The organism is Litorivicinus lipolyticus, assembly GCF_009650135.1.
Taxonomy (GTDB): domain Bacteria; phylum Pseudomonadota; class Gammaproteobacteria; order Pseudomonadales; family Litorivicinaceae; genus Litorivicinus; species Litorivicinus lipolyticus.
Map to the genome: position 1 here is coordinate 1970001 of NZ_CP045871.1, position 21452 is coordinate 1991452.

The window sequence follows — 21452 nt, forward strand, 5'->3', positions numbered from 1 at the left end:
CTGGGTTTCGGAAAAACGAATCGAGACGATCGACTTGATCGACTTAAAGCCGTATTTCCAAGGCACCACCAGGCGCACCGGAGCTCCGTTTTGCGGTGGTAGCGCTTGGCCATACATGCCGACCGCTAAGAAACATAGGTCATGCATGGCTTCGTCCATGCGAAGCCCTTCTTGATACGGCCACTGAATCGTTGAAAAACGGCTGCGCTGACCGGGCATTTGCTCGGGGTCAACCAAGGTCTCGAAGGCGACGTATTTGGCGTCGCCGGTGGGGTCAAATTGGCTCAGCACTTTTGACAGAGGCACACCGATAAATGGCAGTACCATCGACCAGGCCTCGACGCACCGAAAGCGCGTGATGCGCTCTTCCAAAGCCAGCCCACGAATAATCGCCTCAAGATCGAATTCTCCGATGTTATTGGCCGCCCCCGAAACCGTCACGCGCCATGGGTCGGTGACAAAGTCCTGGGCATTTTTAGCCGGATCACTCTTGTCAGTCCCAAACTCATAGAAGTTGTTATAGCGAGTGGCAACGTCATAGGGGGTCAGAGCATCGCGTGACCCCGGATCGGCTTGATGGCCTGCGATTGCGGGCTGCAACCAATCGGGGCCGGGGTAATCAATCGGGGCATCGGCCGACTTGGCCGACAGCGCGGTCAGGCTAAGACCGGCACCCAAGCCGGCCATAATGACCTTGCGACGGTGCCAAATTTCAGGGGGCGTAATTTCACTGGGAAGTGGTTGCTGTTGGGCCATGGGCTCTCCTTGTGAACCTATGACCCAATACTAACCGATCAGTTCCCGGACGGTTTACCTGGTCGTAGTCGGCCCAGCGCCCATTCAGCCGGACCACTGAACAGGTAAATCATAGCGATCAACAGCAATACACGCGGTGGATCCAAGGAGATGACCGCATACACCACGACGACCGCGGCCAAGGCCACGAACGGCACTTTGCTACCGGGATCTAATTCTTTGAAGCTACGGTAGTTAACGTTACTGACCATCAAACCACCCAAGGCGGCGGTCAAGGGCAAGTACAGCACCAGCCAATCACGCCCATCAACGGCCATGTCACCGAGCGTCCAGGTCAGTGCCGCGACGGTACCTGCCGCGGCTGGGGAGGCTAGGCCCGTAAAAAATCGCTTGTCAGCCGTTTCGGTTTGAACATTAAACCGGGCCAACCGTAAGGCGGCGCAGGCGACAAATATAAAGGCTGCAATCCAACCGACTTTACCGCCGTATTGAAGCGCAAAAGAAAAGGACAGGATGGCCGGCGCTACGCCAAAGGACACCATGTCGGATAAAGAGTCGAACTGGACGCCAAATTCGGATTGGGTGTTGGTCATGCGAGCAACACGCCCATCCATGCCATCCAGAACGCCCGCGACGATAATGCTAATCGCGGCCACCACAAACAACCCATTTTCGGGGGTCGCCCGCATCGCGTTGACGATGCTGTAAAAGCCTGCCAACAACGCTGCGGTGGTAATCAAGTTCGGCAGCAAGTAGATACCCCGGCGCTGCGCGCGCCGGTCTATGGAAACGGGCTGCTTGTCTGCCGGCATGCTTAGTTCTTTGACTTGTCGACCAGAGCGTTAGCGCTGATCCAAGGCATCATGGCACGCAACTGAGCACCGGTCTCTTCGATCGGGTGTGCTGCGTTGTTGCGACGACGCGCTGTCATGGACGGGTAGTTGCTTGCGCCTTCGGCGATGAACATCTTGGCGTACTCGCCGTCTTGGATGCGCTTGAGTGCGTTGCGCATAGCCTGACGGCTTTCGTCGTTGATGATTTCAGGACCGGTCACGTACTCGCCGTATTCAGCGTTGTTCGAGATCGAGTAGTTCATGTTGGCGATGCCGCCTTCGTACATCAAGTCAACGATCAACTTGAGCTCGTGCAAGCACTCGAAGTAAGCCATCTCAGGTGCGTAGCCCGCTTCGGTCAGGGTTTCAAAGCCCATTTTGACCAGCTCAACCGCACCACCACACAGAACTGCCTGCTCGCCGAACAAGTCGGTTTCAGTTTCGTCCTTGAACGTGGTCTCGATGATACCGGTACGACCGCCGCCGATTGCGGATGCATATGACAGTGCCAACTCTTTGGCCGTGCCCGACGCGTCCTGCTGGATCGCGATCAAGTCAGGGATACCGCCGCCCTTAACGAATTCGCTACGCACGGTGTGACCCGGCGCTTTCGGCGCGACCATGACCACGTCCAAGTCGGCGCGCGGCACAACCTGGTTGTAGTGAATGGCAAAGCCGTGGGCGAATGCCAAGGTCGCACCGCTTTTGACGTTCGGTTCGATTTCGTCGTTGTACAGCGCACCTTGGAATTCGTCAGGCGTCAGGATCATGATGAAATCAGCTTGGGCAACGGCAACGGCAACGTCAGCCACTTTCAGGCCAGCACTTTCAGCTTTGGCGCGTGAAGCACTGCCAGCGCGCAGGCCGACCGTGACGTCAACACCAGAGTCGTGCAGGTTACAGGCGTGGGCGTGGCCCTGTGAGCCATAACCGATAATAGAAACTTTACGGCCTTTGATCAGGGACAGGTCGCAGTCTTTGTCGTAATACACTTTCATTTTCAACACTTCCAAATAAAGGGTTTATAAAGCGAGCGTGCGCTCGCCGCGCGCGATACCGCACACGCCTGTGCGGACCACTTCCATAATGGCGACCGAGCCAACGGCTTCGATAAATGCGTCCAATTTGTCGGAACTACCCGCCAATTGAACTGTGTACGCAGACGGCGTGACGTCAACCACCTGCCCACGAAAGATATCAGCCGTGCGTTTCACTTCGGCGCGCTGGGCGCCGGTGGCTTTAATCTTGATCAGCATGAGTTCGCGCTCGATATGCGCGCCCTCAGACAGATCGACCAGTTTAACCACATCAATCAGCTTGTTGAGCTGTTTGGTGATTTGTTCCACCACCCGATCGTCACCGATGGTAGTCACAGTCAAACGCGACAAGGATGGGTCATCCGTCGCCGCAACGGTCAAACTTTCAATGTTGTAGCCGCGCTGGGAGAACAACCCTGTGACGCGACTGAGTGCCCCGGGGGCGTTTTCCATCAGAACAGAAATGATGTGCCGCATTAGGTGCGCTCCGTCTTACTGACCCACATATCGCGCATTGAACCGGTTGCAATTTGCATCGGGTACACGTGCTCGGAGGGGTCAACCAAAATATCCAAGAACACCAGCTTGTCTTTCAGCGCGAAGCAATCCTGCATCGCTTTCTTGAGCTGGCTCGGGTCGCTGACGCGCATGCCGACGTGGCCATAGGCTTCGGCCAGCTTGACGAAATCAGGCAACGAGTCCTGATAGGTCGAGGCCGAATAACGTCCGCCGTACTGCATGTCCTGCCATTGGCGAACCATGCCCAAGGCTTCATTGTTGATGTTGATGATCTTAATCGGCAAGGCGTACTGGGCGCAGGCAGACAGTTCTTGAATACACATCTGGATGCTGCCTTCACCGGTAACCACGGCGACCGGTGAATCACGGTGTGCAAATTGAACACCCATGGCCGCAGGCAGCCCGAAGCCCATGGTGCCCAAACCACCGGAGTTGATCCATTGGCGAGGCTTTTTGTACTTGTAGTACTGGGCTGCGAACATCTGGTGCTGACCGACGTCCGAACACACGTAGGCATCGCCACCGGTGACTTCGTACAGGGTCTTGACCACGTCTTGCGGCATGATCATGTCCGGGTTACGAACGTAACGATCACCCGTCCACAGGCCATGCGCCGCGCGCCAGCCTTCGATTTGATCCCACCAGGCTTTGATGTCGTCGCCGTTTTCGGCCTTGGGCATTTCGCCCAACATCGCCAGCATATCCGTCAACACCGATTTGGTCGGGCCGACGATCGGCACTTCGACTTCTGTGATTGTTTTTTGAATCGAGGCCGGATCAATGTCGATATGAATGAACTTGGCGCCCGGGCAGAATTTATCCGGGTCGTTGGTCACGCGATCGTCAAAACGCGCGCCGACGGCGAAGATCACGTCCGCATTGTGCATTGCCATGTTGGCTTCGTAGAAACCGTGCATGCCCAACATGCCGATGAATTGACCGTCGTCACCCGGAAACGAGCCCAACCCCATCAAGGTGTTGGTCACTGGGTATCCGAGTTTGCGCGCCAAGTCCGTCAATTCAGCACTGGCGTCACCAATGACGGTGCCGCCACCGGCGTAAATCACCGGTCGCTTGGCCTGAAGCAACAGCTCCAGAGCTTTGCGGATTTGACCGGAATGCCCTTTGGTCGCCGGGCTGTAGGAGCGCAAGCGAACCGATTCAGGGTATTCGAAAGGGAACTTGTCAGCCGGCGCCGTCATGTCTTTGGGCACGTCAATGACGACCGGGCCCGGACGACCAGTGGACGCCAACATAAAGGCTTTCTTCATGATCGACGGAATTTCTTCGACGCTTTGGACCATGAACGAGTGCTTCACGATCGGGCGCGAGACACCGATCATGTCGGTTTCTTGGAAGAAGTCCGTGCCGGTCGCCCAACTTGGGACATTGCCGCTGATCACGACCAACGGAATCGAATCCATGTAGGCCGTCGCGATGCCAGTAATGGCATTGGTGGCACCGGGTCCGCTGGTGACCAGTACGACACCGGTTTTACCTGTTGAACGCGCATAGCCATCCGCCGCATGCACTGCCGCTTGTTCGTGGCGCACTAAGATGTGCTCCACCGCGTCTTGCCGATACAACGCATCGTAGATGTGCAGTACTGAACCGCCGGGGTAGCCGAAAATTAAATCGACGCCCTCTTCTTTCAGCGACCGCATGATCATTTCGCCGCCCGATAGGTGCTCAACCGTCATGTCATTTTCCGTCGTGTTAATCGCGATATGGCCAAGGCCAAGGGGGCCACATAATGCCCTTTTGGCCCGCCGTCGGCAAGACAGCGCAGCGGTTAGCGGCCAAACATTACGACACCGCTACAAATTCCCATGCGCCGTCGCGGACGTCGGCCTCAATCGCAGTCCCCGGCTCGAAGTCACCTTGCAGTAACCGCTGTGCCAAGGGGTTTTCAATGCACTGCTGGATCGCCCGCTTCAATGGGCGTGCACCGTAAAGTGGATCAAACCCGGCCACGACCAGGGCGTCCAAGGCTGCGTCCGTTAGTCGAAGACTCAATTGACGGGCGTGTAATCGCTGATCCAAGCGCTGCAATTGCAGCCCGGCGATTTCGCGAATGTGCTCGGCGCCGAGCGCGTGGAATACGATCGATTCATCAATACGGTTGAGAAACTCCGGGCGAAAATGCTGACCGACCACGCCCATGACCGCCCGGCGCATGTCCTCGGCCGGGGCGTCGTGCATGGACTGGATCATGTCGGACCCCAAGTTCGAGGTCATCACCACCACCGTATTGCGGAAATCGACCGTACGCCCCTGACCGTCGGTCAAGCGGCCATCCTCGAGCACCTGTAACAGCACGTTGAAAACATCTGGATGGGCTTTTTCGACCTCGTCCAACAACAACACGCTGTAGGGGCGGCGACGGACGGCCTCGGTCAGGTAGCCCCCTTCCTCGTAGCCAACATAGCCGGGGGGCGCACCGGTTAAACGCGCCACCGAGTGCTTTTCCATGAATTCCGACATGTCAATGCGGATCATGGCGTCATCGCTGTCGAACAAAAAGTTGGCCAAGGCTTTGCACAGCTCGGTTTTACCGACGCCGGTCGGGCCTAAAAACAAAAACGATCCGCTCGGGCGATTTGGATCCGACAATCCGGCTCGCGCACGGCGCACGGCATTGGCCACGGCGACCACCGCTTCGTGCTGACCGACGACCTGGTCGTGCAGCACTGACTCCATACGCAGTAACTTATCGCGCTCCCCTTCCAGCATTTTACTGACCGGCACGCCGGTCCAGCGGCTGACCACCTCGGCAACTTCTTCTTCGCCGACACGCGAGCGGATCAGGGTCATTTCGACCCCCTCACCGGACTCCGCGGCGGCCAACTGACGCTCCAGCTCCGGCACTTGCCCATATTGAATTTCACTCATGCGCGCCAAATCGCCGGCGCGTTGGGCTGCTTCCAATTGAGTCTGAGCTTGATCCAGTTGTTCCTTGATGTGCTGAGTGCCTTGGGTCGAGGCCTTCTCGCGGGTCCAGATTTCTTCCAGATCCGCCATCTCGCGCTCGAGCACGCTAATGTCCTCGGCCAAATGTTGTTGGCGGGCGACCGCATCCTTATCGGTTTCTTTCTTTAGCGCTTCGTTCTCGATCTTTAGCTGAATCAATCGACGATCCAGTCGATCCAGCTTTTCAGGCTTGGAGTCCATTTCCATGCGGATCCGGCTGGCCGCTTCGTCGATCAAATCAATTGCTTTGTCGGGCAGCTGACGGTCGGTGATGTAGCGCATCGACAACTTGGCCGCGGCAATGACCGCGCCGTCGGTGATTTGAACCCCGTGGTGCACTTCATATTTGGGTTTCAATCCGCGCAAGATTGCGATGGTATCAATTTCGCTGGGCTCGTCGACCAAGACCTTTTGAAAACGGCGCTCCAACGCGGCGTCCTTTTCGATGTACTGGCGGTACTCGTCCAGCGTGGTTGCACCGACACAGTGCAACTCGCCGCGCGCCAGCGCCGGCTTGAGCATATTGCCCGCGTCCATGGCACCGTCGGCCTTGCCCGCGCCGACCATGGTGTGCAACTCGTCAATGAACAGGATGATCTGGCCTTCCTGCTTTTGCAGCTCATTCAACACGCCCTTCAACCGCTCTTCGAATTCGCCACGGTATTTGGCACCGGCGATCAGCGCGCCCATATCGAGCGACATCACGCGCTTGTTTTTAAGGCCCTCAGGAACCTCGCCATTAATCACGCGCTGGGCCAAGCCCTCGACGATTGCGGTCTTGCCGACGCCGGGCTCACCAATTAACACCGGGTTGTTTTTAGTCCGGCGCTGGAGCACCTGAATAGCGCGGCGGATTTCTTCGTCGCGGCCGATCACGGGGTCCAGTTTGCCGTTGGCCGCACGCGCGGTCAGGTCGGTGCAGTATTTGTCTAAGGCGCCACGGCTTTCCTCGGCATTTTGATCCATCACGCGCTCGCCGCCGCGCGATGCCTCGACCACCGACTTGAGGCGATCCAAATCGCCACCGGCGGCCCGATAGGCTTTTTGAATATCTCCGTCTTGAATCATCGCCAGCAACAATATTTCCGACGAGATAAATTGGTCGCCATATTCCGACGCCAAGGTTTCAGCTCGGTTAAACGCACGCGCAAAACCCTGGGACGCACTGATTTGGCCATCGGGTTTATTGATGCGGGCGGCACTTTCCAGTTGCTCACGAATCGATTCGGCAAAGGTCGCCAAGTCAGCACCGGAGCGCGCAATCAGTGCGCCGATCCCGGCTTTCGGATCGTTCAACCAGGCTTGTACTAGATGTTGCGGTTTTAGCTCGGCATTTTTCGCAGTCAGCGCCAATGACTGGGCGTCACCGAGGGTGGTTTGTAAGGTGGTTGTTAGCTTTTCCATGCGCATCGCACTCTCTCCTTAGTACCCGCTAGCAGGCTATGATCTAGGAGTTAGGGACGGCTAACGCGGTTTCAAGTTGCGCGGCGCAGCATGAGCATGGCCATACGTCCACCCGGAGCCTGGCGACGGTAACTAAACCAGCGCTGCGGATCGCCGTAGGTGCACTCATTGAGATCGTCGACAACGCGGATACCCAGCGATACCAGGCGTTGGCGGGCCAGCGATCGCAAATCACACAGCCAGCGATCGCCGGTGTCGGCGCGAAAAGCCGAGGCGGCAGCCGGGTTATCGTTACAAAACTTTTCTCGTACTTCAGGGCCGACCTGAAACACCGCGGGACCGATACAGGGACCTAATACCGCGATCAGCGGTCCGCCCATGGCCTGGGCCGTGGATTCAATCACCCCGCCCAGCAAACCGCGCCAGCCGGCATGGGCGACCCCCACCCGATCGCCATTGGGACTGCACAGCCCGACCGCCAAACAGTCAGCGACGCCGACCGCCAACGCCAGGTTGGTCTGGGTCGTCCACTGGGCATCTGCCGTCGGCACCTCGCCGGCGCAGGTGCGCTCAACGCACACGACCCCGTGGACTTGATTCAACCAGGCCACCGGTGCCTGCAGCGCCGACTCGACGACCTTGCGATTGGCACGAACGGCCACCGGATCATCATCGACATGAGTGCCCAGGTTCAGCGACGCCCATTGCCCGACCGAGACCCCGCCGGCACGCGTGGTCATCACCGCACGCACCGTATCGGGCAACCCGGCCAACTCGATCATAGCGCGTGCAGCAACGCCCTAAGCCGAGCCAAATCGTCCGGCAATGGCGAAGTCCATTCAATGTCTCGACCGTCAGCTGGGTGCTTCATTTTAAGCCGCTGAGCGTGCAGTGCTTGTCGGCCCAAGCCTTGCTGTGCCTGGCGAAATTCTTCGGACAGCGTCATCGGCAACAGGCGGTTACCGCCATACAGCGGATCCCCGAGCAGCGGGTGGTTGATGTGGGCCATGTGGACACGGATCTGGTGGGTGCGCCCAGTCGCCAGCGTCACTTTAAGTTCGGTGGCACCGGGGAAACGCGCCTCGATCCGATAATAAGTCAGCGACTCGCGGCCGTTTGGCGTCACCGCCATGCGCGTGCGATGACCGCTGTGGCGACCCACGCGGGCCTCGACCTTGCCGGGGGTGCGAATTTGACCGAGCGCAATGCACCAGTACTCGCGGCCCAGGCTACGATCCTGAAGTTGCTCGGTCAGCGACTTGTGTGCACGTTCCGAGCGCGCCACCGCCAGCAGTCCAGTGGTGTCCTTGTCAATCCGGTGAACGATGCCGGCGCGCGGCAACGCCGCCAATTCCGGGTACCGAAACATCAACCCGTTGACCAGCGTGCCGTCATGGTTGCCGGCGCCAGGATGGACCACCATGTTGACCGGTTTGTCGACAATGATCAGATCATCGTCCTCGTACAAAACTGGAATCGGAATGTCCTGGGGGCCCCAGTTGACCTGGGGCTCGTCCCCCGGGGTCAAGACCATCACCTGGCCCTCAAAGACTTTGACTTTAGGCTTCAGGATTTCGCCGTCAACCGTCATCCGGCCCTCGCGAATCCACGCGGTAATGCGGGCCCGGCTATAATCGGGAAATAGTTGGGCGGCCGCGGCATCAACCCGCGCACCCGCCAACTCCAATGAAACTGTTTTCTCTAGACCTTGAGACTGCAAAAAACTGCACCGCCCACGTTTTTTCTGTTTGAATACGCAAGATTAACAAAGTGTCTGGATAAACATGCCAACTAAATTACTTTTGATCGGTCTGCTGATTACGCTGACCGGCTGTAGCACCCTGAAAAACGCCAACCGTCAGAGCGAAGCGGAGCTTTACCAGACCGCCATCGGTCACGTCGATGCCGCGCGCTGGGACCAAGCCATCGACGCCCTAGAGGAAGTCGACAGTCGTTTTCCGTTCGGCCCTTACGCGCGTAATAGCCAGCTGTGGCTGATCTATAGCTACCTTAAGCAAGGCAACGAGCCCTTGTCGCGGGCGGCAGCGGATCGTTTTCTGCGCCTCAACCCCGAAGACCAGGACGCCGATTACGCTCTGTACCTGAAAGGATTGGCCAGCTTCCAGGAAGGCTTTACCGTGGTCTCGCGCTACCTGCCGGGCAACAACTACAACCGCGACCCTTCGTCGCTCCTACAAGCCTCAACCGACTTCCGGCGTTTGATCCAGGACTACCCGACCAGCCCCTATGTGACTGACTCGCGTTTGCGCCTGATCTATACGCGTCAGCGCTTGGCGGAACGGGAAATCGAAGTGGCGACCTTTTACGTTGACCGCGGTGCTTGGGTTGCGGCCGCCAACCGCGCCAGCGTCGTCATTGATAACTTTCCGTCGTCATCGGCGGTGATTGATGCATTGCTGGTCAAAGCCATTGCATCCAAGGCACTGGGCGAGGATGAGCTGGAGCAGCGCGCGTTGGCGACCTTGGCCTTGAACTACCCTCAATACGTTGTCACGGGTCCCGCAGGCTACGCCTTGCCAGCACAGCTGGAGCCTACGGCGCCAAGCCTGACGGCCAAGATGAGTTTTGGTTTGTTTGGCGATCAGGGCGACCTGGGCGAGAAATTGGCGCTGTTCACCGAGGCACGGCGCGCCAACACCGCGTTGTTACCGCAACAGACATTGATCCCGAACACCAACGTTAACGAGCCGCGCAGCGGTCGTAACGCCGGCACCGAGACGTTCTTCTAGGCGCGATCCCAGCCCTGGGTGATCGGTACGCGGCGATCGTAGTTGAACGATCGCGGCGTGATGCGCGGCCCGGGCGCGCCCTGGCGACGCTTATACTCGGCTATATTGACTAAGCGCACGACACGCCAAACGTCGGCCTCGTCGAAGCCCGCATCGATGATTTGTTGCTGGCTTTTCTGTTCGTCCAAATAGGCCGCTAAAATCGCATCCAACACCGGGTAATCCGGGAGTGAATCCGTATCGACTTGGTCCGGCGCTAACTCGGCGGACGGTGGCCGTGTGATCACCCGCTCCGGGATCACCATGCCGCGCGTATTGCGGAATTTGGACAACTCAAACACCCAAGTCTTGGGCACATCGCGCAGCACGTTGTAGCCCCCGGCCATGTCGCCATACAGCGTCGCATAGCCAACCGCCAGCTCACTTTTGTTGCCGGTGGTCAAGACCAGACGGCCGCCAAAATTCGACATCGCCATCAGCAAAACGCCACGCGTTCGGCTTTGCAGGTTTTCACGCGTCGTCCCCAGCGGCCCGTCACCCAGCGCCGGTTTCAATGTGTCTAAAAAGGCATTAACCGGGTCAACGATGGCCAAGCTTTGGTAGTCAACGCCCTGAGTCATCGCCTGTTCAGCAGCATCATGCTTGGAGATGTCGCTGGTGTAGTGGAAAGGCATCATAATCGCGCCGACCCGGTCCGCGCCGAGGGCGTCGACCGCGACCGCCAAGGTCAGCGCCGAATCGATCCCCCCAGAGAGTCCCAGAATCACCCCGGGGAAGCCGTTTTTATTGATGTAGTCGCGCGTGCCCACGACCAGGGCATCGTAGACCTCGCCCCAGGTATCGGGCGCATCCGCGACCGCGTCGGTCGAGGATAAGGTCGTGCCATCAAACACCGTGGCCAGGCAGGCGGTTTCAAATAGCGCAGCACGCGCCACGCACTGGCCCTGGGCGTCATAGGCTTGGGAGTCACCATCAAAAATCAAATCGTCCTGGCCGCCGACGGCATTGGCATACAACACCGGCACCGCGTGACGCTTGGCCATGGCCGACAGCGCATCAGCGCGTTGCTGCCATTTACCGCGATGATAGGGCGACGCATTGGCCGCAATGATCAAGTCCGCGCCGGCGTCCAAGGTGTCCGTTAAAACCGATTCGACCCAGATGTCCTCGCACACCAACAACCCCACATTGTGGCCTTTGAAATTGACCACGGTGGCGTCGGACCCCGGCTGAAAATAACGCCGTTCGTCAAACACCTCGTAATTGGGCAGCGCGCGTTTGCGGTGTTCGCTGAGAATTTCGCCGTCCGCGATCAGACCGATAACGTTGTACAAATTCGGCCGCGCATAGCCGTCCGGATCCTGGGTGGCGGGCGCCGGCGCCGGCCGTGGGTAACCCAGCACCACCGCGGTGACACCGGACAACTCACGTGCAATTTGGTCGATCGCCGCCTGGATCCGCGGCATCAGATCGCCGCGATACAATAGGTCTTGGGCCGGATAGCCCGGTAACCACAATTCGGGAAACACCACCAAATCAGCGCCGCGGGCGGCCGCCGCGGTAGCCACCTCAACCAGGTGAGTCACCTGAAAATCAAGATCGCCTAAACGAAATTCGGGTTGGGCTAAGTGAATACTAAGATTAGGCATAAACTGACCGCTGACTCCGTAAAGCCTGACGTCGTGCGGCACGCGGCGACCGTCATTTGGCCGCTCGCCCGCCACTATCAGGCATGAGAAAAAATGCAGGCTTCAGTTTACTGGAATCCTTGATCGTTGTGGCGTTGATTGCACTGTTAGCGACACTGGCTACCAGCGGCGGCCAATCCAGCCTTGAGCGCGTTCGCGTCCATCAACAGCGCGCGGCGTTATCCAAGCTATTGATGCTGGCGCGGGCGACCGCGATCACCCGTGCCAGCCCGGTCCAGGTCGATCGTATTGACGGCCAATGGTGGCTGCTGGACGCGCGCGGCGCGCCCCTGCAAACCGCCAACGCCGAGCACGCCCGTTGGCGCGGATTCCGAGCACTGCCGATTCAATTCAGCGCCGATGGCGGCGCCAGCAATGGCAGTCTGTGGTTTTGCGTGGCGCCGTTCGAACACGCCCGCGGTTTAACCCTGTCGCGGGCCGGGCGACTGCGGCGAAGCACCGACCGTAACCACGACGGTGTCCACGAAACCGGCGCCGGCACCGCGATTGACTGCGCCCGCTAAGGCCAGCAATCGCCCGCGCCCGTGCCGGTCGCACTGCGCACCCCGCTTTGGTTTAGGCTTAATGTCGCGCAGGCGCTGTCCGCGGCTTGCGCGCCCGTCGGCGTAGCGGTGACCACAAAGCAGCCTGTGTAGCCCGCGTTGGTGCAGCTAGGGTTGCTTAATGACAGGCTATAGAAGCCCTCGGCGCTTGCGCTTGCGGCGCCCAACTCAACCAGTGTTGTGGCATAGGTGTTGTTGACCGAGTGGTAACGTTCTTGCTGCTGGGTCAACTGAACCAATGCGATTTGACCATCACTGCGCTGGCTGCGTTGGACGGTGGTTTGGTAACTAGGGATCGCGATCGCGGTCAAGATGCCGATGATCGCCAACCCCACCATCAATTCAATCAGGCTGAATCCGCGCGCCACTACCATTCGATTTGACGCCATGATTCGCGGCCTCCTTGCAGGGTAGGCAGAGTCACGGCCTGAAGGGTGTAACCGCCCTTGTCGTCGGCGACGATCACCTGGTTACCGCCGAACTCGCCCGTCGAAGAGTGGATGAGCGGGCTAAAAGCCAGGCCAGCACTGATCGCGACGCTGGCGACAATGACCGCCTCGTCACCCTCACCGACAATCAGGCCGGCATCCAGTGCGCGCACGCCGTTACTAAAATCCAGGCCCCACAAGCGCGAGCTGCCGCTGGGTTGGCACAGTGCGCCGTCCGGCACGTATTCGGTGAACAAGACCAAGGACGCCAGCACCGCAGACGGCTCGACCACTCGCCCAGACGGGGCCACGCCCTCAACCGTCATCGAGCGCAGCCAACCATCGGCGGCCGCGACCTTGCCATTGAGGTCATCCAAACTCATGACCGGGTCATTGTCGACGGTGTAATCCAGCGGCGCGATGACCCCATCGTCATCAACATCGACCCCAGTCACGTCAACAAAGTCGATCGCCTGACCGCCCTGCTCTTTGATACCGTAAAAGGCCTGGGTCACCGAGCTTTGATTGTCCGCGGACACGAACAAACGCCCCGAACCGGCTAGCACCCAGGGTTGGCCGACGGCGTCGGTGGCCAGGCGCGGGGCCGCGCTAAAACCCTGGCCGATTTGGGTGCCCAGTAGCGCAGATTGGCTCCAGCTGCCGGTTGACCAGTCCGGCACCAATCGGCGTAACGATCCCGTTGGGCTGGCCGCGGTGCCGCCGGTGACGCCCAAGTAGACCGCATCGGTGGCGCCATCCGTGTTCCAGTCCGCGGCGACACCGTCGCCGGCAAAGCTGAGGCTGGTATCGCTGAGGATCAGCGGCGCATATCCCGCGTCAAAGGCCAAACTGGCCAGGTCGTAAAGGTAGACCTGGGCATCCGCCCCACGGGTCGCGCTGGTCATCGAATCGGGACCTGCGCCGAACATCAGCTTCCACTGGTTCAGGCTCGGGTTGTCCCAATCATTGCCGACCCCTGGCGCGGCCGCACTGACCAGAGTCGGCTGGGCGGTGGTGAAGAAAAAGTCGTTGAGCTGGCTGTCAGTCAGCTCGGCCATCAGTTGGGGCGGTTGCTCGGGGTTAGTAATGTCGAACAGCACCACCGATGAACGCGCGCGCAACTCGGCGTCCGTGCCGCCCGGCCCATTGCCACTAACGCCGTCCCAATCGACCCAATAGGCGCCACCACCAAAGCGATAGGTCACCGCCAGCACCGAGCCCCAGCCGCCAGGATGATCGGGGTCGGTGGGGTCAAACACGCGCGCATCGAAGGTCAGTGGGCGCCCGTCGACGTAGTACACGTGGGGGTAATCGTCCTCGACCAGCCACTTTAAATGCGGCAATAGGTTAAACGGGACATAGGCCCACAGTTCGCTGCCCAAGGGGTGCTCAGTTTCATTGCCAGCGCTGCTTTGTAAGTCAAAGCGCAGGCTGCCTTCGTTCCAAAAACCGCCATTGAAGGCGTGCAGCATGCCGTCGTTAGCCCCGACATACACAACCGTGCGTCGGTCCTTGTAGTGGCTTTTAAAGCTGAGGTAGCTGGTGTCACCCAAGCGCGCGTCGTAGCCCGCGTTGGGCGCACCGACCGGGGTCGGCGTCGAATGGATGACATCGCCCAGTCGCCACACGTCGGGCCCTGGGTTGCTACTCAAAAATTCGGCGGTGCGTGAGCGGAACTCGTCGTATTCTTGGCCGCGTAACCAGCGCACCAAACGATTACGCAAAATTGACCCGGGCAGGTCGAGCGAGCGGCGCATGGCCAGATCATCACGAAAGGTGCTGGTGACAAACGGCTGGACTTGGTCTCGGCCAATCAACCCGGACGCATCTGGACCGGCGGTGATGATATAGCGACGGTCATCCGCCACTGCGCTGTAGTTTCGCTGGGACTGCGGCGTCGACAGCGTCGCCAAGCGATCGCGCGCGTTCCAGATTGGACGTAATGCCGACAGCGGCACGGGCTGGCCGCCTTGGCTTAAGGTGGCACCGCCGTCGGCCGACTCGAAACGCGTAACCAGGGTTTGATCACTGAGCGCATCGTAGGCAATTTGAACCACCGGATCCTCGCTGTAGCCACCCAAGGCGCCGTCGCCGTTACCGTCCTCGCGCAGCCGCCCGTTGTCATCGATAAACAGCGCGTGGACCAGTCCTACCCAGGCCAGGGATTCATTGCCGCTTTTAAATTGCGGCTGATACAGCGCTTGGTAGACCGCGCCCAAACCACTGACGGAGTTGGCGACCACCGCCCCGCCGGTACCGGCGGCGGTCCGGTTGATGATGTCTTCCAGCACCAACCCCAGCTGGGCGTTTAGCTGGGCCGGGTTAATCGCTAAAAAGTAATTGTCCGGGATGCCGTCGGCGGCGAAGCTGCCGTCGCTGTTGTCACGGCGGTCCCACTCGGCCGGCAAATTCGGCGTGCCATCGTCATCGGTGTCGGTAAAGCCGCCCCACTTGGCGGCGTAATACAGCGGCTGCTGCAACAATACTGTGGTCGCGCTGCCTAAGGTAAATGTGTGCGACGCCGGGCCATCGCCGCGCTGGCAATTAGTGCAGCCCAAGGCGCCGGCGGGGTTGGTCCAACTAAAGCCTTCGATGCCGCTGTAGGCATGGAAACCGTCTTGGGTGGTGCCGGAAATGACAAAACCAAAGCCCATGTCATAGATGGTCGACTCGGCAAACACATCGGTGGTGACCTCGATGTCGGTGGCGCTGATTCGGTAGCTGACGACCCCACTCATGTCCTGGTCAAAGTCACCGCCCTGCTCAGAGTCCTCCCAGTTGACATAAAACGCACCGGTACCGATCCCGGCCACTTCGGTGTGACTTTGAGTGACCTTAAAATCGACCAACCCACAGTTGCCACCGACGTCTTCGTTGAAGCACGCAGGCAGCAGGCGCACGAATTGGCCAGCGGTGCCGGGCACGGGAATTTGCACGTTCGGCAGGGTCGGGGTCAGCGCAACGCCATAGGTGGTGATGGTTTGCTGGCCTGGAAATGGATCGTTGCTGGGGCTCAGTGGCGGACGCAGATCCGTGGTGTTGACGTGGTGGGCTAAGCCGGCGATTTGATAGCCGCCTTCTAGGCGCGGAGCGTCCGGGCAGGTGCCTTGGACTTCGCTTAATTGGGTGATCAATTTCGGCGTGCACAGCTCGTCGGTGTCACCGGCAACGCGACCGACAAAGGCCTGTTGTCCGTGCAAGCCCTCGCCGGCGCCGACGCGGTCGGTCAAGGTGTCGGCCGAGTCTAGGGTCTGTAAATCCGCGACCCCGGCCAACTCGTCGGTGTCGTAGGAGCTGGTGGAGGCATTAAACGCGATCACGTTGAGTTTGGCGCAGCTGTTGGTCGATGCCAGCGGATCGGTCCAGCTGGCACTGATCATGTTGTTCAATGGGCTGTCGCCATTTAGAAACGGCAAGCCGGAATCGTCGGCGGCAAAGGCGGGTGTCGGCGTCGGATTGCCCGCCAGGTAGCGGTAGCACTCGAGAACGATTTCAGACAGCGGGTTGCCCCAGTTACGGCAGCGATCGTTGTTGAAGCTGTTCAGTCCCCACGCGCAATTGTCACGGTCGTTGTAGCGACCATCGGAATGGTTGTAGCCGACCGGGCGCAGGGCATCCAAGGTGGCGACGATATTGCCGGCACCCGGGGCCGGCAAAAACCGTCCATCGCCACCGATATCGACTTCGTCGGCCAAGCTACCGGGGTTTTTTCGCAGCACCCCACCGGACTTGTTGGCGCGGTACGAACCGGTCATCAGGCCAAACCACACTCGATCGTCATCGCCGTATTGTTGGATCAGGCCGACCGGCTTGAGGCTACCATCGGGGTACTGTTTACAATTTTCCGAGCCAATTAACCCGGGCGCACAGACCTGTACCCGGACCACATAATTACCCTGACTGCTGGTGGCCCCTGCGTAACCAAATCCGAGGCCGTCGGATTGGGCCGGCGAACTCGAGTAGGCATCGATCCCGGACACCGCGGGGTCGTTGGAATTGCTGACCCCGCCGCGTTCGTCATTCCACAGGCACTGCCAGCGTTCGTTAGCCGCCCACAGGCTGCGGTTGCCAGTCACGACGCGCACTTGCGGCGGCGCGGTGACGTTGCTGGAAACCCACTGATTATTGTTGGACGAATTGATCGGGCGCGTGGTGTTGCACAGCGTAATACCCTGATCCCGGGCATCACCGCTTAATGGCGTGGTGAAGGGGGTCAACAAGCGAATGTCATTGACACCGTCGACCAGCTGGCCGCGGTAATACTTGGCAAAGCTGTGGGCATCGTTAGGCAGGTAAGCCCGTTCCAAAACCGTCTGGGCCGGTAAGCTACCGTCGCTGGACTGCCACTCGTGCTCGGACTTCCAAATGCTGCCGCTGGCGGCCACGCGGGCACCGCCGTACAGAATTTTTCGGACCGCGTCGATGCGGGTCGTGGTCGCCCAGTTCAAAAAGTTACCCGCCCATTCACCGCTGCCGCCACAGTAGCCGTCGGCACCGGTCCGGTCCGGCTGAAACAGGTCATCGGTGGTGTCGTAGCGGTAGCATTTATCCGAATCGAAGTAGCCAAAGTACTCGATGGCGTGAACGTAGGTGGTTTCGGGTCGGGATTGGGCATCCCCGTCCAAGTCGTCCCAGTCGGTATAGGCTTTGTAAAACAGTTGGTGATCTTGGCTCATGGCCAACATCACCACCGGCGTACCGGCGCCGGACAAGACCGCCGGCAAACCTTGGTAATCGCGCGAGAGGTTAGTCGCCGCCGCCGCCATGGCGAGACCGTACAAGGGCAAACTCCAACACCATTTCATCAGCGTACCTTCCGATAAGTGGACTGAACCCAGGCCCGTGCGTTGGGCGTGGCGCCGCGGCCCATGGCGGTGATGCGGAACATTTCGCCATGGTCACGAAAAAAAGCAGCGCTGCCGTGGGCATCCACCGAGGGTGGCGCCAGCGGGTCCAAGCGCACGAAACACAAAAACTCGACAATGTAGGTGGCGCCCCCGATCGAGCCGGTCAGCTCATCCTGACTGGCCAGTTGGCGGTGGCGCTTGGTATCGTTCCAAACATCCAGCGCGTTGCCACGGGCATGAACCGGCGTTGCCGTTGGGCTGTGGCGACAGTCCGTCGCCAGCGCACCGCTCAAAGTGCCGTTAAAGCACAGCCCTTTGCTACAGCTAGCATCAAAGCAATCGGCGCCAAAGCAGGCGCTACCGGCCCCTGTAATGGGCGCCAGCGTTTGACTCTCGACCCAGCGCTCGCCGACCGCCAAGGCGGCCTCGGCGGCCTCGAATGCGACCCGTTGATCGCGAAAATTACCGGCCATTCGTTCTTCTAAGGTAGTCGAACTTGCGCCGGACAGGCCAATCAGCGTCAACAGCATCAACACCACCAAACTGGCGATTAACACCCCGCCGCGTTGGCGCTTCATGATCGATTCCTAAGATTTATGGTGGTCACGAACGATCGCCTAACATGGCCGTCGGCAGGCGTGATGGCGGCGCCGGCAAAGGCATAGGGTTTAACCTCGGCGTCCGGGGCCTGAAGTGTTCGCAGCAGCATCTGGACGCGCGCGGCGGTCACCTCAGAAAAATCCAAACTGGGATCCCCCGCCCGGCGCCAGCGATTAACCACGCCGTCGTTGTCCGAATCGTGACCAAACCAAATGCGCATGTCCTCGATTCCCGGTACCAACTCGTCACGGGTTAAGCCGCCGCTGGGCCCCACCTCGACGCGGTACAGCCCCGGCACGCCGCCGACGCCATTGGCTAAATAGTAGGCACGCCCAACCAGTGGCATGACTACACCGCCTTGGTCAAAGGCGCCCGCGGCAGGTGTCGCACAGTCGCCACCCAAACGGTTGCTACAGTTGCCGGGGCTTAACCCGGCGACAACATTGTGCGCCAGCGTGGTCGTACCGGTGTTGTCGGCCGAGACCTGGAACAGCGTCAAGGCGTCACAGGTTGAAGCCGCCATGACTTGCCCTAGGGCGAAATCATGGGCGCCACTTAAGGTCAAATTGCCAGCCGTTTCGGTCCCCACGCCTCGGGTGTTGTCGGCATCCACGCGCACCACGACCAAGGCGTCCGGGTCATGATTGGCATTAGAAAACGCCGCGATGGTGGCGCCGGCGTCGAATTCGACTGGAAAATTGGCGATGCCCTGGTAGCCGCGAATGGGCGTATTGAGGTCATAGCGCCAATCACTCGCGGCGTTAATCATTGGAGTGATCGGCAAACTGGGGCGACAGCCACGAAAACCGGCCATGCGCAGATCACGGGCGATAAACTCGGCGGCAAATCGGGCGTTTTCTTGGGTCCGGCTGAGTTCATCCTGGACGCGATAGGACTGTTTCGCGCCGACCAGCACAGTGAACACCCCGGCCATCAGCAGGCTGCCGATCAACAGCGCGATCATCAGCTCAACCAACGAAAATCCGCGTTTCATGGCTGCGCCCTCATGTTCAGGGTGGCCGTGCCCTGCTCGGCGCGATCGAACCAGCGCACACTGACCACCAGTTCGGTGATCGCACCGGAGGTGTCTCGCTGAATCTGGCCCGACCCCGCTGGCAGTTGCGCAGCCAACTCGGACAGCCAACCGGCCAGGTCGTAATCAGCCAGTTCGATCGGGTTACAGTCCACCGCGCTGCAGTCGTGGGCCAAGGGCGCCGGTGCACCAAAGGCGTGGTCATATTGGCCGGCCTCGAAGGTGGTCGAGTTACCGCGAATTCGATCGATCATGTCCGACGCCATGACCGTGGCCTGGGAGCGTAACCAGGCCTCGTTGCCCAGATTCAAGTTGGCCGCTTGCAGGCTGGCAAATCCAAGCAGTCCCAGGCTCAGGATCAGCAGCGCCACCAGCACCTCGACCAGGCTGATGCCTCGGGTTAACCGCATGACAGTGCACTCCCGCTGCTAGGGGCCTCGTGGACGCTATCGTTATCGGCATCGACCGAGGTGCGTGCGCGCCCCAACGCCGAGACCTGCAAGGCGCGTGCGTTACTCAGCTCGCCCCGGCCATCGCACAGGGTCGCTTCGAGGGCCGCGTCGACTACGCCCCAGCTGGCAAAGGTGATTTGAGTGCGATTGGCGGTGACCGCGACCGCGCTAATGGAGTGTTGGCTGATCGGGTTGACGACCGCGGTGGTGGTGTTCGGAACGGGGCCTTCGAACACCAGCCAACCATTCCAGCTACCGTCGCAGTGACTGCCATCGGAGGACGCGCACAGGGACACCGGGTTACCACGGCTAATGGCATCGGTACGGGCGCGCGTTAGGTCATTCAACAAACGCGCTTGCACAGATTTCACCTCAGTTTGGCGCCGGCTTTGACTCAAGGTCGGAACTGCCATCGCCAATACCAGGCCCAGCACCGCCATCGAGACCAGCAATTCAATTAAGGTAAAGCCCCTGAGCCCATGCATTGCCTGCCACCCTCACGTTTGTAGAACATAAGGGTGGTCTAAGATTGTCACTTGAGGCGTCTAAATTGGACGATCGGTCAATTTACGCGCCCGAATGGGACGAAAATTGCCAATAATGGGAATTACGTCACATTAAGTGGCGTCAATAATTCTTAATTCCTTCGGCAGATTAAAGGTGATGTTTTCCGGGCGACCGTCCAGTTCGGTCACCGACTCGCCACCCAATGCCTGCAAGCGTTCGATCACACCGCGCACCAACACATCCGGTGCTGACGCTCCGGCCGTGACACCGACGCGTTGACAGCCCTCAACCCAAGCCGCGTTCAAGTCACCGGCGTCATCAATCAAATAAGCCGGCGTACCCGCCCGCTCGGACAGCTCGCGCAGCCGGTTTGAATTGGAGCTGTTGACGCTGCCGACCACCAACACCAGATCCGCGTTCTCGGCCAAACCGCGGACCGCATCCTGACGATTCTGGGTGGCGTAACAAATATCGTCCCGGCGCGGGCCGACGATGTGCTCGAAGGTGTCGCGCAAGGCGTCGATGACGTCTGCGGTGTCATCCATGCTGAGCGTAGTTTGGGTCACAAAAGCCAATTGCGACGGATCGCGCGGCGCCAATGCGCGGGCGTCATCCGGCGTTTCGACGAGGTAAATCGCACCGCCATGGCGGCTGTCGTAACGCCCCAGGGTGCCCTCCACTTCCGGGTGCCCGGCATGGCCGATCAAAACACACTCGGTACCGCGTGCGGCGTAACGGGCGACTTCCATGTGCACCTTAGTCACCAGCGGGCAGGTCGCATCGAACACGGTCAGGCCGCGCGCCGAGGCTTCACGTTCGACCGCGGAGCTGACGCCGTGGGCACTAAAAATCACCGTACTGTTGTCCGGCACTTCGTCCAGTTCGTCGACGAAAACCGCGCCGCGATCGCGCAGGCCATCGACCACGTAGCGATTGTGCACGACCTCGTGGCGCACGTAGATCGGCGCGCCAAACACATCGATCGCGCGATCGACGATTTCAATCGCCCGATCAACGCCGGCACAAAAGCCCCGCGGGTTGGCTAACTCAATCGCGAAGCCCATG

Annotated in this window: 18 protein-coding genes (1 of these 18 only partly in view); 2 read left to right on the forward strand and 16 right to left on the reverse strand. The window is 59.7% G+C overall.

Annotated features, from left to right (window positions below):
* The 8 genes from msrP to rluD form a co-directional block, all read right to left on the reverse strand.
* Nucleotides 1–756, reverse strand: the 5' portion of a protein-coding gene (gene msrP, locus GH975_RS10025; RefSeq protein WP_153714387.1) for a protein-methionine-sulfoxide reductase catalytic subunit MsrP. Its footprint begins 213 nt before the window's first position; only the first 756 of its 969 coding nucleotides appear in the window; the start codon lies at nucleotides 754–756; its stop codon lies beyond the left edge, outside the window.
* Between the two features lie 38 nt (nucleotides 757–794).
* Nucleotides 795–1568: a CDP-diacylglycerol--serine O-phosphatidyltransferase gene (gene pssA, locus GH975_RS10030; RefSeq protein WP_153714388.1), complete on the reverse strand. Its 774-nt coding sequence runs from the start codon at nucleotides 1566–1568 to the stop codon at nucleotides 795–797.
* A 2-nt stretch (nucleotides 1569–1570) separates the two neighbouring features.
* Nucleotides 1571–2587, reverse strand: a complete 1017-nt coding sequence (gene ilvC, locus GH975_RS10035; protein ID WP_153714389.1) for a ketol-acid reductoisomerase — start codon at nucleotides 2585–2587, stop codon at nucleotides 1571–1573.
* A gap of 24 nt (nucleotides 2588–2611) precedes the next feature.
* Nucleotides 2612–3103 (reverse strand): acetolactate synthase small subunit, encoded by a 492-nt coding sequence (gene ilvN, locus GH975_RS10040; protein WP_153714390.1) that lies wholly within the window; start codon nucleotides 3101–3103, stop codon nucleotides 2612–2614.
* Nucleotides 3103–4845, reverse strand: a complete 1743-nt coding sequence (locus GH975_RS10045; protein ID WP_153714391.1) for an acetolactate synthase 3 large subunit — start codon at nucleotides 4843–4845, stop codon at nucleotides 3103–3105. Before GH975_RS10045 ends, ilvN begins: the two co-directional genes overlap by 1 nt.
* Before the next feature lie 106 nt (nucleotides 4846–4951).
* A complete protein-coding gene (gene clpB / locus GH975_RS10050; RefSeq protein WP_153714392.1) occupies nucleotides 4952–7525 on the reverse strand; it encodes an ATP-dependent chaperone ClpB in 2574 nt (857 codons plus the stop codon).
* Between the two features lie 65 nt (nucleotides 7526–7590).
* Nucleotides 7591–8301: a peptidoglycan editing factor PgeF gene (gene pgeF / locus GH975_RS10055; RefSeq protein ID WP_153714393.1), complete on the reverse strand. Its 711-nt coding sequence runs from the start codon at nucleotides 8299–8301 to the stop codon at nucleotides 7591–7593.
* Nucleotides 8298–9239, reverse strand: coding sequence for a 23S rRNA pseudouridine(1911/1915/1917) synthase RluD (rluD, locus tag GH975_RS10060; RefSeq protein ID WP_153714394.1), 942 nt, complete (start codon nucleotides 9237–9239; stop codon nucleotides 8298–8300). The genes pgeF and rluD overlap by 4 nt, the downstream gene beginning before the upstream one ends.
* 64 nt (nucleotides 9240–9303) lie before the next feature.
* On the opposite strand from rluD, the gene GH975_RS10065 reads away from it, so the two are divergent.
* A complete protein-coding gene (locus tag GH975_RS10065) occupies nucleotides 9304–10269 on the forward strand; it encodes an outer membrane protein assembly factor BamD (RefSeq protein ID WP_153714395.1) in 966 nt (321 codons plus the stop codon).
* Here the strand turns inward: GH975_RS10065 and GH975_RS10070 are convergent.
* On the reverse strand, nucleotides 10266–11918 hold the full coding sequence (locus GH975_RS10070; protein ID WP_153714396.1) for an NAD+ synthase: 1653 nt from the start codon (nucleotides 11916–11918) through the stop codon (nucleotides 10266–10268). The genes GH975_RS10065 and GH975_RS10070 overlap by 4 nt on opposite strands.
* 83 nt (nucleotides 11919–12001) lie before the next feature.
* Between GH975_RS10070 and GH975_RS10075 the strand changes: the two genes are divergently transcribed.
* The gene (locus GH975_RS10075; protein WP_153714834.1) at nucleotides 12002–12481 is read left to right on the forward strand and encodes a GspH/FimT family pseudopilin; all 480 of its coding nucleotides are present in this window, start codon (nucleotides 12002–12004) and stop codon (nucleotides 12479–12481) included.
* Here GH975_RS10075 and GH975_RS10080 read toward each other — a convergent pair.
* The 7 genes from GH975_RS10080 to ispH form a co-directional block, all read right to left on the reverse strand.
* Nucleotides 12478–12909, reverse strand: a complete 432-nt coding sequence (locus tag GH975_RS10080) for a type IV pilin protein (RefSeq protein WP_153714397.1) — start codon at nucleotides 12907–12909, stop codon at nucleotides 12478–12480. The genes GH975_RS10075 and GH975_RS10080 overlap by 4 nt on opposite strands.
* A complete protein-coding gene (locus tag GH975_RS10085; protein ID WP_153714398.1) occupies nucleotides 12888–17753 on the reverse strand; it encodes a pilus assembly protein in 4866 nt (1621 codons plus the stop codon). The genes GH975_RS10080 and GH975_RS10085 overlap by 22 nt, the downstream gene beginning before the upstream one ends.
* Nucleotides 17753–18373, reverse strand: a complete 621-nt coding sequence (locus GH975_RS10090; protein WP_153714399.1) for a pilus assembly PilX family protein — start codon at nucleotides 18371–18373, stop codon at nucleotides 17753–17755. The genes GH975_RS10085 and GH975_RS10090 overlap by 1 nt, the downstream gene beginning before the upstream one ends.
* A complete protein-coding gene (locus GH975_RS10095; RefSeq protein WP_153714400.1) occupies nucleotides 18370–19389 on the reverse strand; it encodes a PilW family protein in 1020 nt (339 codons plus the stop codon). The genes GH975_RS10090 and GH975_RS10095 overlap by 4 nt, the downstream gene beginning before the upstream one ends.
* On the reverse strand, nucleotides 19386–19838 hold the full coding sequence (gene pilV / locus GH975_RS10100) for a type IV pilus modification protein PilV (RefSeq protein ID WP_153714401.1): 453 nt from the start codon (nucleotides 19836–19838) through the stop codon (nucleotides 19386–19388). The genes GH975_RS10095 and pilV overlap by 4 nt, the downstream gene beginning before the upstream one ends.
* Nucleotides 19829–20365 (reverse strand): GspH/FimT family pseudopilin, encoded by a 537-nt coding sequence (locus GH975_RS10105; RefSeq protein WP_153714402.1) that lies wholly within the window; start codon nucleotides 20363–20365, stop codon nucleotides 19829–19831. The genes pilV and GH975_RS10105 overlap by 10 nt, the downstream gene beginning before the upstream one ends.
* Before the next feature lie 132 nt (nucleotides 20366–20497).
* Nucleotides 20498–21451, reverse strand: coding sequence for a 4-hydroxy-3-methylbut-2-enyl diphosphate reductase (gene ispH / locus GH975_RS10110; RefSeq protein WP_153714403.1), 954 nt, complete (start codon nucleotides 21449–21451; stop codon nucleotides 20498–20500).
* Between the last annotated feature and the right edge of the window lies 1 nt (nucleotide 21452).

Coding starts and splice junctions, on each gene's coding strand:
- pssA (WP_153714388.1), bottom strand. CDS start 1,568: ATGCCGGCAGACAAGCAGCCCGTTTCCATAGACCGGCGCGCGCAGCGC.
- ilvC (WP_153714389.1), bottom strand. CDS start 2,587: ATGAAAGTGTATTACGACAAAGACTGCGACCTGTCCCTGATCAAAGGC.
- ilvN (WP_153714390.1), bottom strand. CDS start 3,103: ATGCGGCACATCATTTCTGTTCTGATGGAAAACGCCCCCGGGGCACTC.
- GH975_RS10045 (WP_153714391.1), bottom strand. CDS start 4,845: ATGACGGTTGAGCACCTATCGGGCGGCGAAATGATCATGCGGTCGCTG.
- clpB (WP_153714392.1), bottom strand. CDS start 7,525: ATGCGCATGGAAAAGCTAACAACCACCTTACAAACCACCCTCGGTGAC.
- pgeF (WP_153714393.1), bottom strand. CDS start 8,301: ATGATCGAGTTGGCCGGGTTGCCCGATACGGTGCGTGCGGTGATGACC.
- GH975_RS10065 (WP_153714395.1), top strand. CDS start 9,304: ATGCCAACTAAATTACTTTTGATCGGTCTGCTGATTACGCTGACCGGC.
- GH975_RS10070 (WP_153714396.1), bottom strand. CDS start 11,918: ATGCCTAATCTTAGTATTCACTTAGCCCAACCCGAATTTCGTTTAGGC.
- GH975_RS10075 (WP_153714834.1), top strand. CDS start 12,002: ATGAGAAAAAATGCAGGCTTCAGTTTACTGGAATCCTTGATCGTTGTG.
- GH975_RS10080 (WP_153714397.1), bottom strand. CDS start 12,909: ATGGCGTCAAATCGAATGGTAGTGGCGCGCGGATTCAGCCTGATTGAA.
- GH975_RS10085 (WP_153714398.1), bottom strand. CDS start 17,753: ATGAAATGGTGTTGGAGTTTGCCCTTGTACGGTCTCGCCATGGCGGCG.
- GH975_RS10090 (WP_153714399.1), bottom strand. CDS start 18,373: ATGAAGCGCCAACGCGGCGGGGTGTTAATCGCCAGTTTGGTGGTGTTG.
- GH975_RS10095 (WP_153714400.1), bottom strand. CDS start 19,389: ATGAAACGCGGATTTTCGTTGGTTGAGCTGATGATCGCGCTGTTGATC.
- pilV (WP_153714401.1), bottom strand. CDS start 19,838: ATGCGGTTAACCCGAGGCATCAGCCTGGTCGAGGTGCTGGTGGCGCTG.
- GH975_RS10105 (WP_153714402.1), bottom strand. CDS start 20,365: ATGCATGGGCTCAGGGGCTTTACCTTAATTGAATTGCTGGTCTCGATG.
- ispH (WP_153714403.1), bottom strand. CDS start 21,451: ATGGGCTTCGCGATTGAGTTAGCCAACCCGCGGGGCTTTTGTGCCGGC.